Here is a 15,397-nt window from a genome sequence, read left to right on the forward strand (position 1 = left end):
GATCGTTTCCGGGGCGGTCGCGTTATTGGATGGAGATGTTTCCGGTCTCGATCACTTCCTTCCAGCGCGCGCTTTCCTGCCGTTGGAAGCGTGTGAACTCATCGCTCGAGTTCGCCACGACTTCCAGGCCGACGTCGGTGAAAGGCTTGCTGACGGCGGGATCCTTGATGGCGTCGGTCAGCGCGGCCGAGATCTGGTTGCGCAGGTCGGCCGGCAATCCCTTGGGCGCGACGACGGCTTGCCAGGAATAGACCACCAGGCCGGGCACCGCCGCTTCGGCGAAGGTGGGCACGTCGGGCAGCACCTGCGAGCGGGTGTTGCCCGTGACGGCGATGGCCTTGAGCTTGCCGGCCTTGATGTGGGGCAGTACGGCGTTGACGTTCTGGAACGACATGTCGACCTGGTTGCCCAGCAGGTCGGCGATGGCGGGCGCGCCGCCCTTGTACGGAACGTGCAGTCCCTTCGTCCCGGTTTTCTGCCAGAACAGTTCCGCGGTCAGGTGGTCCGACGAGCCCGCCCCCGAGGTGGCGAAGCTGACCGCCCCCGGCCGGGACCGGAGCAGCGAGAGGACATCCTGGACGTTGCCCACCTTGGGCGCCAGGGAAGGGCTGACCACCAGGACATTGGGGGCCTGCACGGCGACGGTGAGGTAGGTGAAGTCCTTGGCCGGAGCATAGGGCAGGTCCTTCATCAGGTGTTCCGCGACGACCAGCGGCGCGAGCGAGGTGACCATGAGCGTGTAGCCGTCCGGCGCCGCGCGGGCGACCTGCGCGGCCCCTATGGTGCCGGTGGCGCCGGCCTTGTTCTCGACCACGAAGGATTGCTTGAGCCGTTCCTGCAGCTTGTTGGCGACGGCACGCGCCACCGAGTCCGTCGCGCCGCCCGGCGGGAAGGGGACCACCATGGTCACCGGCTTGTCGGGCCAGGCGTGGGCTGCGCCGGAGGCTGCCGCCAGGGCCATCCCGATTATCCATGCGCGTGCTTTGGCGTTCATGTCGTCTCCGTATTTTTGTGGATGTTAACGTTACCAATTCGGGATGTCAGCGTTGTTCATGACTTGTTAACGTTAACATCCGCGTGGGCAGAATGTATGATCCCGGGCCGTGGAGACGCCATAGGTGGAAACCCAGGTCCCGTGGATCGCTATCGGCGGGCGCGCCGGGTTAGCCTTTCGTCTCATGTCCTACCCGTACCGCCGCCACGCCGCCGATGTCTGCCTCCGTTCGTAAGCCTGCCTCTGTTTCCGACCAGCCGGCCGAGCGGGCGCGGGTGACCGTGCGCGAAGTGGCCCAGGCGGCCGGCGTCTCGATGATCACCGTATCGCGTGCCATCAATACGCCGCAGCAGGTTTCCCCGGCCACGCTGGAGAAGGTCAATGCCGCCATCGCGGCGCTGGGCTACGTGCCGAATCTGATGGCGGGCGCGCTGCGGCTGTCGCGCAGCCATCTGGTGACCGTGCTGGTGCCGTCGGTCGCGGGGTCCTTGTTCGCGGGCATGCTGACGGCCCTGACGGAGTCGCTCGATGCGCGGGGCTACCAGCTCATGGTGGGGCAGAGCGGCTACGACGTACCGCGCGAGGACGCGCTGCTGCGGGCCATCATCGGCCGTCGCCCCGACGGCATCGTGCTGACCGGCGTCATGCATTCGCCGCAGGGGCGCCGCCTGCTCCAGGCTTCCGGCATCCCCGTCGTCGAGACCTGGGACACCACGGCCACGCCCATCGACATGCTGTTGAGCGTGTCGCACGAGCAGATCGGCGCGGCCGTCAGCCGTTATCTGTTCGAGGCCGGCAAGACCCGTCTGGCGGTGTTGAGCGGGGATGACGAGCGGGCGCACCTGCGCGCCGCGAGCTACGTGCGTGCGGCGCTCGCAATGGGCCTGCCCGAGCCCGTCGCGCTTTATCTGCCCGCGCCGACCACGCATGCGCAGGGACGCGAGGGCCTGCGCGCGCTGCGGCGCAGCGGCAAGGACATCGACGGCGTCTTCTGCACATCCGACCTGATGGCGGCGGGCGTCCTTACCGAGGCCATGGTGCAGGGCGTGGACGTGCCCGGACAACTGGCCGTCGTCGGTTTCGGCGACATGGATATCGCCGCGTCGATGTCGCCTTCCATCACCTCGGTGCACGTGGACGGGGCCGCGATCGGGGCCAAGGCCGCGGAAATGATCGCGGCCCGCGCCGGCGGACAGCGGCCGGCGGCATCCATCGTCGAGATCGGCTTCCGCATCGTCGCGCGCGAAAGCGCCTGACGGGTTCCGGCCGCGTCCGGGAATCGCGTCGATTAAACTTCCGGCCGATCCGCGATGAAGGTTTGCATGGACATAGAAATCAACGAAGAACTGCGGGCTTACATCGATCCGCTGAGCGAAGACGAGTACGCCGCGCTGGAGGGCAGCCTGCTGGCCGAAGGGTGCCGCGATGCGCTGGTGCTGTGGGGCAACGTGCTGGTCGATGGGCACAACCGCTACGGCATATGCAGGAAGCACGGCATCGAATTCCGGACCGTGCAGAACACGACGTTCCGTTCGATGGATGACGTGCGGCTCTGGATGATAGACAACCACCTGGGCCGGCGCAGCATTTCCGACTACCAGCGGGGCGTGCTGGCCTTGCGCAAGAAGGACATCCTGCAGGCGCGGGCGGCCGCCGCACCGGCCCCCGCCGCGCCGGCGGACGCCGCCGAGACGCCGCCCACGCGGGATGGCGGCGCGCCCGCCGAGCCGGCACGGCCTGCGATGGCGACGCGCGAGGCGGTGGCCCGGGCCGCCCGGCTCAGCACGGCCACCGTCGGCCAGATCGAGAAGATACAGAAAGCGGCCGCGCCCGAACTCGTGGCCGCGGTCAAGTCGGGCACCATCTCCATCAGCGCGGCGGCGGCCGTCGCCACGCTGCCGGCCGAGGAGCAGGTCGTGGCCGTGGCTGGCGGCAAGGACGAGCTGCGGCGCGCGGCGCGCCAGGTGCGCGAAAAGAAGGCCAGGGCCCGTCCGGCGGATGAGCCGGCGGCGGCCGGGGGCGGGGAAGGGGAGGACGACCTGCCGCCCGAGAGTACCGATGTGGCAGAGCTCCAGGGCCTGGTGCGCGCACTCAGGGCCGAGAATGCCGACTTGAAGCGGAAGGTGGCGAATCTGACCGTGGCGCTGAAGGAAGCGCGCGGCGCGAAGGCCGAGAGCGGCATGTAACCAAGGGTTCCCGCGTCATTTACAGAGCTTACATGTAGATTACACGTCCCGAACACTCTCCGCCGTATGCTCGCCCCGCGTTCACGCTTTACCGAAAGGAGGTCGTCGTGGCGAACAACAGATTTCCATATGGCATGCTGGCTCTGGGATGCGCGGGGGCATTGGGATTGGCGGCATGCGGCGGCGGAGACGGCTCGTCCGCTCCCCCCCAGGCACGCTGCAAGTCTCGATGACCGATGCGCCTGCCTGTGGCTTCGATCATGTCTTCGTAACCGTCAGTAAGATCCGTGTGAACGGCAATCCGAACGTCGATGTCATCCGGCCGTTCACCGTTGCGCCCGATACGCTGACCGATCTCGTACTGGACTTCGACGCCTGTAAGTCCATCGTCGCGCGCGGCAATGGCGGCTTCAATCTCAAGCCCGTGGTGACCGCCATTCCCATCGTGGTGAGCGGCAAGGTGGTCGGCTACGCGCCGGCCGGTTCGCGCGTCTATGCCGAGCGCGGCGGCGAGGTCGTCAAGGGCACCGTGGCCACGAGCGAAGGCGCGTTCACGCTGTCGCCCATCGAACAGAGCAGCACGGCCGGCAACGTCGACGTCGTGGTCGTGCCGCCGGCATCGGCCGCGCGCGGCGTAGGCATCATCCGGTCGGTGCCGGTGGTGGCCGGAGCCAGCACGACGGTCTCCACGTCGACGGCGCCGATCGCTCCGCCGCCGTCGGCCTTCAACACCGTGTCGGGAACCGTGACGCCGTTGAGCGCCGAAGCGTCGCTGCGCGCCTTGCAGACGACGGGCGGGGCGAAGTTCGAAGTGGCCTCGACGTTCGCCAACCTGGCGACCGGCGCCTATGGCATGAACCTGCCCGCCGCCGCGTCGGTGGTCGGCACCTACCAGACCACGCTGCCCATTCCCCTGGTCCCGGACGCGACCGTGGCCGGACGCTACACGATAGAGGCCACGACTTCGACGGGCGCCGTGAAGTCCTCGTCCGTCGATATCGGTACGGGACCGGCAACGCGGGACTTCGCGTTCTGATCGGTACGCAAGGAGCAATCATGAAATCCATCCTGACCGCCATCGTTGCGGCGACCGCGCTGGGCGGATGCGCGGTGTACACCCCGGGAGGGGCCGTCGTGGCCCCGGCGCCGGGGTACTACTACGATTCGCCGGGGTATTACTACGAGTATCAACCGGCCTACCGGGGCGGTTATCCCGGGCCGCGCTTCTGCCCGCCGGGACAGGCGAAGAAGGGCCGTTGCTAGCAGAGTAAGAGCGGAGGCGCCGCTGGTACGGGGCGCAGGGGACGGCGCCGTTGGCCCGTCCCCCTTGTCCGTCCAGGCCGGTCAGGCCAGGGCGGGGTAGTCGATGTACCCCTTTTCCGTGCCGCCGTAGAACGTGGTGTTGTCCGGCGTGTTGAGCGGAGCACGCTCGCGCAGGCGGCGCACGAGGTCCGGGTTGGCGATGAAGAGCTTGCCGAAGGCCACGAGATCCGCGGCCCCGCTCTCGACCGCTTGCTCGGCGGCCGCGCGGTCGTAGCCGTTGTTGGTCATCCACGCGCCCCGGCCGCCGGCTTCGGCGTAGGCCGCCTTCAGCGCCGAATAGTCGAACGGCGCGTCACCCTGCCGGTAGTCGCGGGCGCCCCCCGTCGCGCCCTCGATGATGTGGACGTAGGCCAGGCCGTAGCCGGCCAGCTTGCGGACCACGTACTCGAACAGGGGTTGGGGTTCGGGGTCCGAGGCGTCGTTGGCCGGCGTGACGGGCGAGATACGGATGCCGGTGCGGCCGGCACCGATTTCGTCGGTGATGGCGTCCAGCACTTCCGTCAGCAGGCGCGCCCGGTTCTCGATCGAGCCGCCGTAGGCGTCGTCGCGGCGGTTGCTGCCCGAGCGCAGGAACTGATCGATCAGGTAGCCGTTGGCGGCATGCAACTCGACGCCGTCAAAGCCGGCCTCGATGGCCGCGCGGGCGGCGCGCCGGTAGTCGGCCACGATGCCGGGCAGTTCATCCAGGCGCAGCGCGCGCGGCTCCGAGGTCGGGACGAATCCACTCCCGTCCGGCCCGACGAGGTAGGTCTTGGCGTTGGCCCGGATGGCCGAAGGCGCCACCGGCGCGCCGCCGTCCGGCTGCAGCGAGGTGTGCGATATGCGTCCCACGTGCCAGAGCTGGACGACGATCTTGCCGCCCGCGGCGTGGACCGCGTCGGTCACCCGCCGCCAGCCGGCCAGTTGCTCTTCCGAATACAGGCCGGGCACGTCGGCATAGCCCTGGCCCTGGTGGCTGATGGCGGTGGCTTCGGTGATCAGCAGGCCGGCGCTGGCGCGCTGGCTGTAGTAGGTGGCCGTGACCGGCTGGGGGACGGCCCGCGGCGACCGGTTGCGGGTCAGCGGGGCCATGACGATGCGGTTGGCGAGCCGGAGGTCGCCGACGGTGATGGGATCGTACAGCGTGGTCATAGGAAATCCTGGTTTAGAGATGCGGCGAATCATATCGATGACTCTCGAATCATATATCGTTAAGTGACGATATATGCTCATGTCCGTTGTGCCGTAGGGGTTATCCGGCCGGCGGAGCCCTGCCGCAAATCCGGTACTATGCCCGGCTGGTCTCCGTCTGCCGTGCCGCTGTCGCCGTCGTTCCATGTCCGATCGCTCCGCTTCCTCCCGGGTTTCCGCGTCGCTTCCCGTCTTGTCCGTCTCCACGCTGTGCTCCTGGCTGGGTTCGTTCCGGCCGGGCCGGATGCGCATCAACGGCAGGGAGCGCGTGCGCATCGTCCTGGGAGCCCTGGCCGGGATCCTGCTGGCCGCCTGGGCGAGCCGTGCGATGGCCGGCAGCCTGGGGGCCGCCGCCTGGATGGTCGCCCCGCTGGGCGCGAGCGCGGTACTGGTGTTCGCCTTGCCGGCCAGCCCCCTGGCCCAGCCGTGGTCGGTGATAGGCGGGAACACGCTGTCGGCGCTGGTGGGCATCGCCTGCGTCAATCTGGTGGGCGATCCGGTCCTGGCGGCCGCGCTGGCGGTGGGAGGCGCCATCGTGGTGATGCTGTCGCTGCGCTGCCTGCATCCTCCGGGGGGAGCGGCGGCCCTGACCGCGGTGCTGGCCCAGGCGGCCGACTACCGCTACGCGCTGTTTCCCGTGCTGGCCAACTCCGTGCTGCTGATCGTGGCCGGCCTGGCCTACAACAGCCTGACGGGACGCCGCTATCCCCATGCCCAGGCCAAGCCCGTGCCCGGCCCCCGGTCGCGTTTCACCGCGGCCGACCTCGACGCCGCGCTGGCTCACTACAACCAGGTGCTGGACGTCAGTCCCGACGACCTGGAGGACCTGCTGCACCATGCGGAAATGGCCGCCTACCGGCGCAGCCTGGGGGAGCTTCGGTGCCGGGACATCATGACGCGCACCCCGCTCAGCGCCAAGCCGGACATGCCGCTCAAGGACGCCTGGGCGCTGATGTGCCAGCATCGCATCAAGGCGCTGCCGGTGATCGACCAGGCCCGCGGCGTGGTGGGCATCGTGACGGTGGCCGACTTCATGAGGCAGCTGGAAATGGACCGGCCCGAGGGGTGGGGAGGGCGGCTGCGGGCGCTGATCGGTCTCGCGCCCGGGGCCGGCGGGCGTCCGCGGGTCATTTCGCAGATCATGACCCGCCATGTCCGGGTGGTCAGCGCGAGCCGCTACGTGATCGAGCTGATTCCGATGTTCGCCGACGGCGGCCATCACCATATCCCCGTCATCGACGAGGAACGCACGCTGGCCGGCATCATCACGCAGACCGATCTTGTCAAGGCCCTGTCGCGGGCGGTCGGAGCCGGAAGAGACGCGTGATTCGGGGTCTATTCCGCGTCGAAGCGCGTCTCAACTTGGCGGCGGGCCCGCCGTTAATACCGTTGCAAGTACGTTGACCGGAGACAGGCCCTGCTATCGTCCAGCTGTCCAGGCGTGGTTCCGGGCCTCCCTTGAGCCCGTCCCTCCATGCGACTTGATACCTTAGACCGCGTTTGCGCCGATCCGGTGGCCTCTTTCGAAAGCGCCATCGACTTCTTCGCGCGCATCGACCAGCAGGGCCGGTTCCTGTACATCTCCGAGCCGGGGCTTGCGTTCATCGGCTATCACCGCGAATACCTGCGCATCGTGACGCTGCGAGACCTGGTCCCGCAGGAGGACGTGTCCCTGCTCGAAGCCTGCCTGCGCCAGGCCCAGCAGACGGGCGAGGTGCAGAAGTGCACGCTGCACCTGATCAAGACGCTGACCTATCCCCGGCTGGTGGAGTTGCGCGTCGCGCCCGACGCGACCGAGCCGGGGCAGTTGCTGGTGGTCGGGCATGACGTGTCGGCCTGGGCCGACAACGAGCAATGCCTGACCTACGCCATGTACCACGACGTGCTGACGGGGCTGGACAACCTGGCCTCGGCGCGCCACGAGATCGAACGGGCCAAGCAGGAGGCGCTGGACAAGGGCTACCGCGTGGCCCTGCTGCAGATAGACATCGACGAGTTCCATCGCGTCAACCAGGCCTTCGGCTACGAGGCCGGCGACCGCATCCTGCACGAGACCGCGCTGCGGCTCAAGGGCGCCTGCCATGCCCGGGAGTTCGTGGCGCGCTGCTACAGCGACGCCTTCCTCATCCTGTTGCGCGACGTGCCCGACCGCGGCTACGTCGAGGAATTCGCCCGCCGGGTGTCCGATGCGATCCAGCTGCCGTATTCCCACGAGGGGCAGACGCTGCAACTGTCGGTACGCATCGGTGCCGTGCTGTTCCCCGACCGGGCGAACGGCTGCGACCAATTGCTCCACCACGTGGACGAGGCGCTGGCGCAGGCCGGCCGCAATCGCGGCTACAGCTTCGCCTTCTACGAACGGCGCGCGGCCGGCAACCGGCCCGACACGCTCAGGCTCGAATCCGACCTGCACAGCGGCATCCGCAACGGCGAGTTCTCGCTGCACTACCAGCCCATCGTCGAGGCGCGCAACGGGCAGGTGACAGGGATCGAGGCCTTGATGCGCTGGCATCACCCTGTGCTGGGCGCCGTTTCGCCGGAGATATTCATCTCGCTGGCCGAATCGGCCGGCCTGATCAATTTCCTGGGCGGATGGGCCCTGAAGAATGCCTGCATGCAGCTCATGCAGTGGGACGCGCGCGGCATCCATCTGCAATATGCCAGCGTCAACGTCTCGGCCCAGCAGTTCCGCGACAAGCGCTTCCCGGCCGCGGTGCGCGAGGCGTTCAAGCTGACGGGGCTGGCGCCCCGGCGCATCGTGCTCGAGATCACCGAAAGCGTGCTGATGGAGGATCCGGCCCACGCCAAGTCCCTGCTCGAGGAATTGACCGATCTGGGGGTGCGCTTCGCCGTGGACGATTTCGGCACCGGCTATTCCAGCCTGGCCTACCTGCAGAGTTTTCCCCTGGCCGCCCTGAAGATCGACCGGCGTTTCATCAGCAACCTGCCTTCCTCGCGCAATGACCAGGCCATCGTCGACGCCATCGTCGGGCTGGCCGGCACGCTGGGCCTGGACCTGGTGGCCGAGGGCGTCGAAACCGAGGCCCAGCGCGACCTGCTGGTGGCCAGCGGTTGCGAATTGATCCAGGGCTGGCTGGTATGCAAGGCCCTGCCCATCAACGAACTGGCGCACAAATTCGAAACCGGCGAGCTGCGGCCGCTGGCGAGCTGACGCCGGTAGACGGATTCCCCCATGCCGGATACCCAACAACGCCACGCGTTGACCCGCAAGCTGTGGTCGCGCATCAACGAGCGCGGCGACTTCCCGCTGCTGTCGGATTCCCTGCGTGCCACGATCTCGGCGATGAAGGGGGACGACCACGACATCACGGCGCTGGCCCAGATCGTCCTGTCGGACTTCACGCTGACGCAGCGCGTCATCCGACTGGCCAACTCGGCCATGTACATGGCCTTCGGCGGCAATATCACCACGGTGTCCCGCGCGCTGGTCGTGCTGGGCATCGAGGCCGTGGGCCACCTGGTGCTGGGCCTCAAGCTGGTGGATCATTTCCAGCAGTCCCATCTGCAATTGCAGCGGCTCGACGCCAAGCTGGAGCTGAACCGGGCGATGCTGGCGGGCTGCGTGGCGCGCAAGGTATGCGAGGTGCGCGAGCTGCTGACCAGCGAGGAAGCGGTGGTCTGCACGCTGATGCGCCAGCTCGGCAAGCTGCTGTGCATCTTCTATCTCGAGAGCGAATGGACCCAGATTCGGGAGCATGCCCTGGAATATCGCCGTACCGAGGACGAGGTGTCGGCCGAGGTGCTGGGCATCAGCTTCGAGGAGCTGGGCGAGGACGCCGCCGAGCGGTGGGGGTTGCCGGCGGTGATCCGGCGCGGCATGGAGCCCTTCGACCTTGCCGGCCTGCCGGCCGACCAGGACGTCGTGCTGGACCACGACCGGTGGCTGCGCGCGGTGGCCAGCTTCTCGGTACAGATGTCGCGCAGCATGACCATCGCGGGCGGCGACGTCGAATTGCGCGAGCGGCGGATGCGCGAGACGGTTCAACGCTATGCGCACGCGCTGGCGGTGGCGCCTGAGCCGCTGTACGAGATCATGGAGGAGCTGACCCGCGAGCGGGCCAGCCAGCGTTTCATCCAGGAAATCGACGACCTGCACGCGGAGTCGACACAGGGTGGATCGCACAACGCCGAGCGCACGCTGCGCGAGGGCATGCGCGACCTGCGTTCGCTGCCGTCCGAGCATCATCTGGGACCCGTGCTGGCCATGGCGTCCGAAGCCATGCTGGCTGGCATGCAGTTCTCGCGCACCATCGTTTTCGTGCGCGATCCGCGTCGCCATACCTTCGAGGCGCGGCTGGGATTCGGCCGCGGCATCGAGCAACTGCTCCCCCAACTGCGCTTCAATGAGATATTCTCGGTGGACGTCTTCCACCTGGCCATCACCAATTCAGTGGGAATCTTCATCGAGAACGCCAGCGATCCCAAGTTCAGCGTCCACATCCCGCGCTGGTTCCGCGATGCCGTGCCCGATTCGCACGCCTTCGTGCTGCTGCCCGTGCGCGCGGACAAGGATACGGTGGCGCTGATCTATGGCGACTGGAACAGCGCTCAGCTGGCGCGCAAGATTCTTCCCGAGGAAATGGCCGCCCTGAACGAGCTGGCACGGGAGCTGGGCCGATTCTTCGGCCACGCCCGCACGGCGGCTCGCGAAGCGCCTTGAGCGGCGGCCGCGCCGCCGTGCATCGCCAGTTGATCGAGCTGGCACGGCGCAAGGCGTTATCGGCCGGGGCCGCCGAAGAAGGGCTGCGGTTGGCGGCGGTGCTGCCCGACGGACCGGCCTGGCGGCGTTTCCTTGAACGGGTATGCGCCTACGGCGGCACGCTGGCCTGCGCCGCCGGCATCATTTTCCTGGTGGCTTTCAACTGGCAGGAATGGCCGCCCATCGCCAAGTTCGCGCTGTTGCAGGCCCTGCTGGCGGCATCCGCCGCGGTGGCCTGGCGCCTGGGCACGGCGCGCCCGGCGGGCCGGGTGGCGCTGCTGTTCGCGATGATCCTGTGCGGCGCGCTGCTGGCCTATCTCGGCCAGCACTACCAGACGGGAGCCGACAGCTACCAGTTGTTCCTGGCATGGGGCCTCCTCATCCTGCCCTGGGTGGCCGTGTCGCGGTCGGCCGCGGCATGGGCGCTGCTGCTGGTGCTGGCCAACCTGGCCGCCCAGCTCTACGTGGGGCGGTTCTCGCCCATCCTGCTGGCCGCGCTGGACGGGGGATGGCCGCATCCCTGGCTGTTCTGGCTGGACCTGGCCGCCGCCGCGGCGGCCGAAGCGCTGGGCGGGCGGCTCGCCGACGGCGGCCGGATGCGTTTCCTGCCCCGGCTGGCCGGCGTGCTGGTGCTGGCCATCGTCGTGAGCGCGCTGGTCGGCGCCATCCTGGATGACGCGCGTGCCGGCGGCATCCTGGCCTGGGCCAACCGGGCCGTGATGGCCCTGGCCCTGGCCGGCGGTTTCCTGTTCTACCAATGGCGCCGTGACCTGCCCATGCTGACCCTGTGCTGCCTGGCGGCGATCGCGGTCGCGACGGCCGGGCTCGCGCGCCTGCTGGCGCAAGGCGATCCGGGCGCGCTGGCCCTGCTCGTCGTCGGCGGTTTCCTGATCGCGGCCTCGGCGGGCGCGGCCGTCTGGTTGCGGCGCCTGCAGGCCCGCTGGGCGGAGGAGGCATGAACGGCCTGCCGCAGGTCTGGGACCAGCTGCGCCGCCAGGGGCTGGCCGAGGGCGATGTCCCGCCCATGGCACAGGCGGAAGTGGCAACGCCCTGGCACGTGCGCCTGATGCTGGGCGTGTGCGGCTGGCTGGGCGGCCTCCTGCTGCTGGTTTTCGCCGGGCTGGTCCTGCCGGATCCTTTCGATTCGCATAGCCTGGTGGTGGTGGGCGTGCTGCTGCTGATCGTCGCGCGCATGCTGCTGCAGGGCCAGCCGCCCGAGTTGCGGGCGCAGTTCGCGCTCAGCCTCTGCCTGGCGGGTTATGGCGCCGTCGCCGTCGCCGGGGCGGCCTGGCTGCCGGTCTGGGGGACTTTCCTGGCGGCGGCGGGGCTGGGACTGGTCCTGGCGATCGTCATGCCGAACGCGATCGCCCGCTGTTTCGGCGTCATGGCCTTGCTGTTGGCGGGCGAGGGATGTTTCCGCGAACTGGACTGGCCGAGTCCCGTGCCGGTCATCGCGGCCTGGGCCTGCGCGGCGGCCTGGCTGGGCGAGACACGATGGGCGCATCGCCTGGGGCAGGGGCAGGCGCCGTTGTCCTGGGGCGTGACCCTGGCGTTGTGGGTGCTGGGCCTGGCCGGCGCGCTGTTGCACGGCATGGACCTGTCCGTGCCGCCCGCCTGGCGTGCGCTGGCCTGGGCCGCGCATGTGCTGGCGGCGTTGCCGCTGGCCCGGGTCGCCTGGCGCCTATCGGTCCGCGCCCGACCGGCCCTCCGCGGCTGGGCCGCCGCCACGGCCTGCGCCCTGGTCCTGGCCGGGGCCTGGGCTCCGGGAGTGGCCTTCGGCCTGATGACGGCGGTGCTGGGCTACGCCCGTGCCCGGACCCCGCTCTGGGTGGGCGGGCTGCTGGTGGCGCTGTGGAGCGTGGGTTGGTTCTACTACGCACAGGCCTGGAGTCTGCCGCGCAAGGCGGCGGTGCTGCTGGCGCTGGGGGGCGTGCTGCTGCTGGCCTGGCGCGGCATCGCCAGGCTGGGTGCGCCGGAGGGCGGCCATGACTGAGCGCATGGCCCGCTGGCTGATCGCCGCCGGACTGGTCCTGGTGCTGGGCCTGGTCAACGCTTCGATCTGGCGCAACGAGTCGCTGCTGGCCAGCGGGACGCTGGTGTCGCTGGAGCTGGCGCCGGTCGATCCCCGGTCGCTGATGCAGGGCGATTACATGGCGCTGGACTGGGCGCTGGCGCGCGAGCTGCGCCAGCGCCTGGGCGAGGACCTGCCCGCCGCGGGAGCCATCGTCGTCCGGCGCGAGGCCGGCTCCAGCCGCGCAGCCCTGGTTCGCCTGGACGACGGCACGCCGCTGGCCGAGCGCGAGAACCGGCTGGCCTACACGGTGCGCGACGGGCGGATCCGGATCGCCACCGACGCCTATTTCTTCCAGGAGGGGCGGGCCGGGGACTTCGAGCGCGCCCGCTATGGCGCGCTGCGCGTGGGAGGGGACGGACGGGCGCTGCTGGTCGGCCTGCAGGATGCCGACCTGGGGTGGCTCGGCCCTCACGGCGAGCGGCCGTAAGGGCCCGGCGCAGGGGCCCCGCGGGATCAGTCTTCCTGGTTCTTTGCCTGGTTGACGTTGGTGTTGGCCGGCACGCTCTGGGTCAGCCAGACGTTGCCGCCGACCGTCGAGCCCCGGCCGATGGTGATGCGGCCCAGGATGGTCGCGCCGGCGTAGATGACCACGTCGTCCTCGACGATGGGGTGGCGGGCGATGCCCTTGGTGAGCTTGCCGTCGGGATCGGCGGGGAAGCGCTTGGCGCCCAGCGTGACGGCCTGGTAGAGGCGGACCCGCTCGCCGATGATCGTGGTTTCGCCGATCACCACGCCGGTGCCGTGGTCGATGAAGAAACTGGCGCCGATCTGGGCGGCCGGGTGGATGTCGATGCCGGTGGCCGAGTGGGCGATGTCCGAGATCAGCCGTGCCAGGAACGGGGCGCCCAGCTTGTGGATCGCGTGGGCCAGCCGGTAGTGGATGATGGCCTTGATGCCGGGGTAGGACAGCAGGATCTCGGAAATGCTGGTGGCGGCCGGATCGCCCTGGTAGGCCGCGTGCAGGTCGCTGACCAGGACCGCGCGGATGGCCGGCAGTTGCGAGGCGAAGCGGCGGGTGATCTCGATCGCCTTGCCCTGCAGGTTCTGCTTGTCGTGGGTGTCCGGCGCTTCCGAGAAATACAGCGCGCGGCGGACCTGTTCGCAAAGCAGGTTGAGCGTGGCGTTCAGCGTGTTGCCGACGAAATAATCGATGCTGTCGTCGGTCAGCTTGCAGCGGCCGTAATGGGTGGGGAAGAGCGCGGCCGACAGGCCGTCCAGCACGGTGACCAGGGCTTCGCGCGAGGGCAGCTCGCGCACCCGGTCCAGGTAGCGGATCTTGTGCTCGATCTCGCGCGAGGTGCGCAACTGCTCGACGATGTCGGCCAGGTGCCACTCGGGAGCGATGTCCGGGGAGGGCGTGTGCGGTAGGTTCATGACGGAAAAATGAGTTGCGTGGGCAATGCCCACAAGCATAGTCGAAGCGGCTTTCCCCGCTAGGGGAAACCCTTTCGACTCGTCTGGTATGGCCCGAAACGGTAGAATATCGCCCCAAGTCGCCCGCGCCCGGGGCCCGCGCCGTCCCGCGCCGTGGACGCCCAGGCGCAAACGCGACACCTATAGGGACACTCACATGAACCGCATTTTCAGTCAATCGCTGGTGGCAGCGGCCGCCCTCGGCGCCGCTGCGTTCGCCCAGGCCGCCGACGTCAAGATCGGCCTGGCGGCCGCCCTGTCCGGCGGTGCCGGCCAGTACGGCGCCGCCATCCGCAATGGCTTCCAACTCGCCGCCGACGAACTCAACGCCGCGGGCGGCGTCAACGGCAACACCATCAAGCTGGTCATCGAAGACGAACAGGGCAAGAAGGAAGAAGCCATCAACGTCTTCAAGAAACTGGTATTCCAGGACAAGGTCGTGCTGATCTTCGGCCCGACGCTGTCCAACTCGGCCCAGGCCGCCGACCCGATCGCGCAGGCCGCCAAGACCCCGGTGTTCGGCACCTCGAACACCGCCGACGGCATCACTTCCATCGGCAACTACGTCTTCCGCAACTCGGTCACCGAGGCCGACGTGCTGCCCGAGACCATCCGCGTCGCCGCCAAGCACAACGGCATCAAGAAGGTCGCGGTGTTCTACGGCAACGACGACGTGTTCACCAAGAGCGGCTACGACAACTTCAAGAAGGCCCTGGAAGACCTGAAGATCCCGGTCACCACGACCGAGACCTTCGCCAAGGGCGACGTCGACTTCAAGGCCCAGCTGACCAAGATCAAGGCCACCAATCCCGACGCCGTGGTGCTGTCGGCGCTGATCGCCGAGGGCGGCCCCATCATGGTCCAGGCCCGCCAGCTGGGCCTGAACGTGCCCTTCATCGGCGGCAACGGCATGAACTCGGTCAAGGTGTTCGACCTGGCCAAGGAACGGGCCGACGGCCTGTGGGTCGGCAGCCCCTGGTCGATCGAGAACGCGACCCCCGAGAACACCAAGTTCATCGCCGCCTACAAGGCGAAGTACAATGTGGCGCCGGACCAGTTCGCCGCCCAGGCCTACGACGCGATGCACATCGTCGCCGAAGCCCTGAAGAAGGTGAAGCTCTCGGGCAACCTGCAGGCCGACCGCGACGCCCTCCAGGCGGCGCTGCCCGCGGTGAAGATCACCGGCGCGACCGGAGCCTTCCAGTTCCGCCAGGCCAAGGGCGCCGCCGGCAAGCCCGGCGGCTACGATGCGGTCCAGACCCCCATCGTGATGGTCACCCGCGGTGGCCGCTACGTCATCGAGAAATAAGCGGCACCCGCGGAATCCGCCGGCCTCGCGCCGGCGATCCGAAAGGGCGCGGGACTCCCGCGCCCTTTGTAATAGCAAAGTAGGGCTCGTGCCCATTTTCCATTGGTAATCTTGCTGCTTCGCTCCTGTATCCGGCCCTGGCAAAAAGTAGGCCGCCCGATCCAGGGCGCCGAGGATCCGGCTCCGCCGGTCCTCCAGCGCCGCCCCC

General features: G+C 68.7%; 13 protein-coding genes and 1 pseudogene. 11 read left to right on the top strand and 3 right to left on the bottom strand.

The window, feature by feature from the left end; all coding sequences use genetic code 11:
- Positions 1 to 22: 22 nt before the first annotated feature.
- Entirely contained in the window at positions 23 to 994 is a 972-nt protein-coding gene (locus N5K27_RS01065) for a tripartite tricarboxylate transporter substrate binding protein (protein ID WP_279813890.1), read from the bottom strand.
- A 215-nt stretch (positions 995 to 1,209) separates the two neighbouring features.
- Here N5K27_RS01065 and N5K27_RS01070 point away from each other — a divergent pair, with 215 nt between their 5' ends.
- From N5K27_RS01070 to N5K27_RS01085, 4 genes and pseudogenes are all read left to right on the top strand, one after another.
- On the top strand, positions 1,210 to 2,250 hold the full coding sequence (locus N5K27_RS01070) for a LacI family DNA-binding transcriptional regulator (protein WP_087841771.1): 1,041 nt from the start codon (positions 1,210 to 1,212) through the stop codon (positions 2,248 to 2,250).
- A gap of 66 nt (positions 2,251 to 2,316) precedes the next feature.
- Positions 2,317 to 3,180 (top strand): hypothetical protein, encoded by an 864-nt coding sequence (locus N5K27_RS01075; RefSeq protein ID WP_279813895.1) that lies wholly within the window; start codon positions 2,317 to 2,319, stop codon positions 3,178 to 3,180.
- 134 nt (positions 3,181 to 3,314) lie between these two features.
- Positions 3,315 to 4,216: pseudogene (locus N5K27_RS01080) on the top strand (DUF4382 domain-containing protein).
- A 20-nt stretch (positions 4,217 to 4,236) separates the two neighbouring features.
- The gene (locus tag N5K27_RS01085) at positions 4,237 to 4,443 is read left to right on the top strand and encodes a hypothetical protein (RefSeq protein ID WP_087839232.1); all 207 of its coding nucleotides are present in this window, start codon (positions 4,237 to 4,239) and stop codon (positions 4,441 to 4,443) included.
- Positions 4,444 to 4,524: 81 nt separating this feature from the next.
- On the opposite strand, the gene N5K27_RS01090 is transcribed toward N5K27_RS01085, so the two are convergent.
- On the bottom strand, positions 4,525 to 5,634 hold the full coding sequence (locus N5K27_RS01090; protein ID WP_279813903.1) for an alkene reductase: 1,110 nt from the start codon (positions 5,632 to 5,634) through the stop codon (positions 4,525 to 4,527).
- 283 nt (positions 5,635 to 5,917) lie between these two features.
- Here N5K27_RS01090 and N5K27_RS01095 point away from each other — a divergent pair, with 283 nt between their 5' ends.
- The 6 genes from N5K27_RS01095 to N5K27_RS01120 all read left to right on the top strand — a co-directional run bounded on the left by N5K27_RS01095 (position 5,918) and on the right by N5K27_RS01120 (position 12,894).
- Positions 5,918 to 7,000 (top strand): HPP family protein, encoded by a 1,083-nt coding sequence (locus N5K27_RS01095; RefSeq protein WP_279814232.1) that lies wholly within the window; start codon positions 5,918 to 5,920, stop codon positions 6,998 to 7,000.
- Between the two features lie 186 nt (positions 7,001 to 7,186).
- On the top strand, positions 7,187 to 8,845 hold the full coding sequence (locus N5K27_RS01100; protein ID WP_165963187.1) for an EAL domain-containing protein: 1,659 nt from the start codon (positions 7,187 to 7,189) through the stop codon (positions 8,843 to 8,845).
- A gap of 21 nt (positions 8,846 to 8,866) precedes the next feature.
- Complete coding sequence (locus tag N5K27_RS01105) at positions 8,867 to 10,354, top strand: HDOD domain-containing protein (RefSeq protein WP_087839236.1); 1,488 nt, start codon at positions 8,867 to 8,869, stop codon at positions 10,352 to 10,354.
- Entirely contained in the window at positions 10,351 to 11,352 is a 1,002-nt protein-coding gene (locus N5K27_RS01110) for a DUF2157 domain-containing protein (RefSeq protein ID WP_279813911.1), read from the top strand. Before N5K27_RS01105 ends, N5K27_RS01110 begins: the two co-directional genes overlap by 4 nt.
- Positions 11,349 to 12,386: a DUF4401 domain-containing protein gene (locus tag N5K27_RS01115; protein ID WP_279813913.1), complete on the top strand. Its 1,038-nt coding sequence runs from the start codon at positions 11,349 to 11,351 to the stop codon at positions 12,384 to 12,386. The genes N5K27_RS01110 and N5K27_RS01115 overlap by 4 nt, the downstream gene beginning before the upstream one ends.
- Positions 12,379 to 12,894, top strand: a complete 516-nt coding sequence (locus tag N5K27_RS01120) for a GDYXXLXY domain-containing protein (RefSeq protein WP_279813916.1) — start codon at positions 12,379 to 12,381, stop codon at positions 12,892 to 12,894. The genes N5K27_RS01115 and N5K27_RS01120 overlap by 8 nt, the downstream gene beginning before the upstream one ends.
- A gap of 26 nt (positions 12,895 to 12,920) precedes the next feature.
- On the opposite strand, the gene epsC is transcribed toward N5K27_RS01120, so the two are convergent.
- A complete protein-coding gene (gene epsC, locus N5K27_RS01125) occupies positions 12,921 to 13,841 on the bottom strand; it encodes a serine O-acetyltransferase EpsC (protein WP_087839240.1) in 921 nt (306 codons plus the stop codon).
- 196 nt (positions 13,842 to 14,037) lie between these two features.
- Here epsC and N5K27_RS01130 point away from each other — a divergent pair, with 196 nt between their 5' ends.
- Positions 14,038 to 15,189: an ABC transporter substrate-binding protein gene (locus N5K27_RS01130; RefSeq protein ID WP_279813920.1), complete on the top strand. Its 1,152-nt coding sequence runs from the start codon at positions 14,038 to 14,040 to the stop codon at positions 15,187 to 15,189.
- The last annotated feature ends 208 nt before the right edge of the window (positions 15,190 to 15,397 follow it).

The organism is Pigmentiphaga sp. GD03639 (assembly GCF_029845405.1).
Lineage (GTDB): Bacteria > Pseudomonadota > Gammaproteobacteria > Burkholderiales > Burkholderiaceae_B > Pigmentiphaga > Pigmentiphaga daeguensis.

Coding starts and splice junctions, on each gene's coding strand:
- N5K27_RS01065 (WP_279813890.1), bottom strand. CDS start 994: ATGAACGCCAAAGCACGCGCATGGATAATCGGGATGGCCCTGGCGGCA.
- N5K27_RS01070 (WP_087841771.1), top strand. CDS start 1,210: ATGTCTGCCTCCGTTCGTAAGCCTGCCTCTGTTTCCGACCAGCCGGCC.
- N5K27_RS01075 (WP_279813895.1), top strand. CDS start 2,317: ATGGACATAGAAATCAACGAAGAACTGCGGGCTTACATCGATCCGCTG.
- N5K27_RS01085 (WP_087839232.1), top strand. CDS start 4,237: ATGAAATCCATCCTGACCGCCATCGTTGCGGCGACCGCGCTGGGCGGA.
- N5K27_RS01090 (WP_279813903.1), bottom strand. CDS start 5,634: ATGACCACGCTGTACGATCCCATCACCGTCGGCGACCTCCGGCTCGCC.
- N5K27_RS01095 (WP_279814232.1), top strand. CDS start 5,918: ATGCGCATCAACGGCAGGGAGCGCGTGCGCATCGTCCTGGGAGCCCTG.
- N5K27_RS01105 (WP_087839236.1), top strand. CDS start 8,867: ATGCCGGATACCCAACAACGCCACGCGTTGACCCGCAAGCTGTGGTCG.
- N5K27_RS01115 (WP_279813913.1), top strand. CDS start 11,349: ATGAACGGCCTGCCGCAGGTCTGGGACCAGCTGCGCCGCCAGGGGCTG.
- N5K27_RS01120 (WP_279813916.1), top strand. CDS start 12,379: ATGACTGAGCGCATGGCCCGCTGGCTGATCGCCGCCGGACTGGTCCTG.
- epsC (WP_087839240.1), bottom strand. CDS start 13,841: ATGAACCTACCGCACACGCCCTCCCCGGACATCGCTCCCGAGTGGCAC.
- N5K27_RS01130 (WP_279813920.1), top strand. CDS start 14,038: ATGAACCGCATTTTCAGTCAATCGCTGGTGGCAGCGGCCGCCCTCGGC.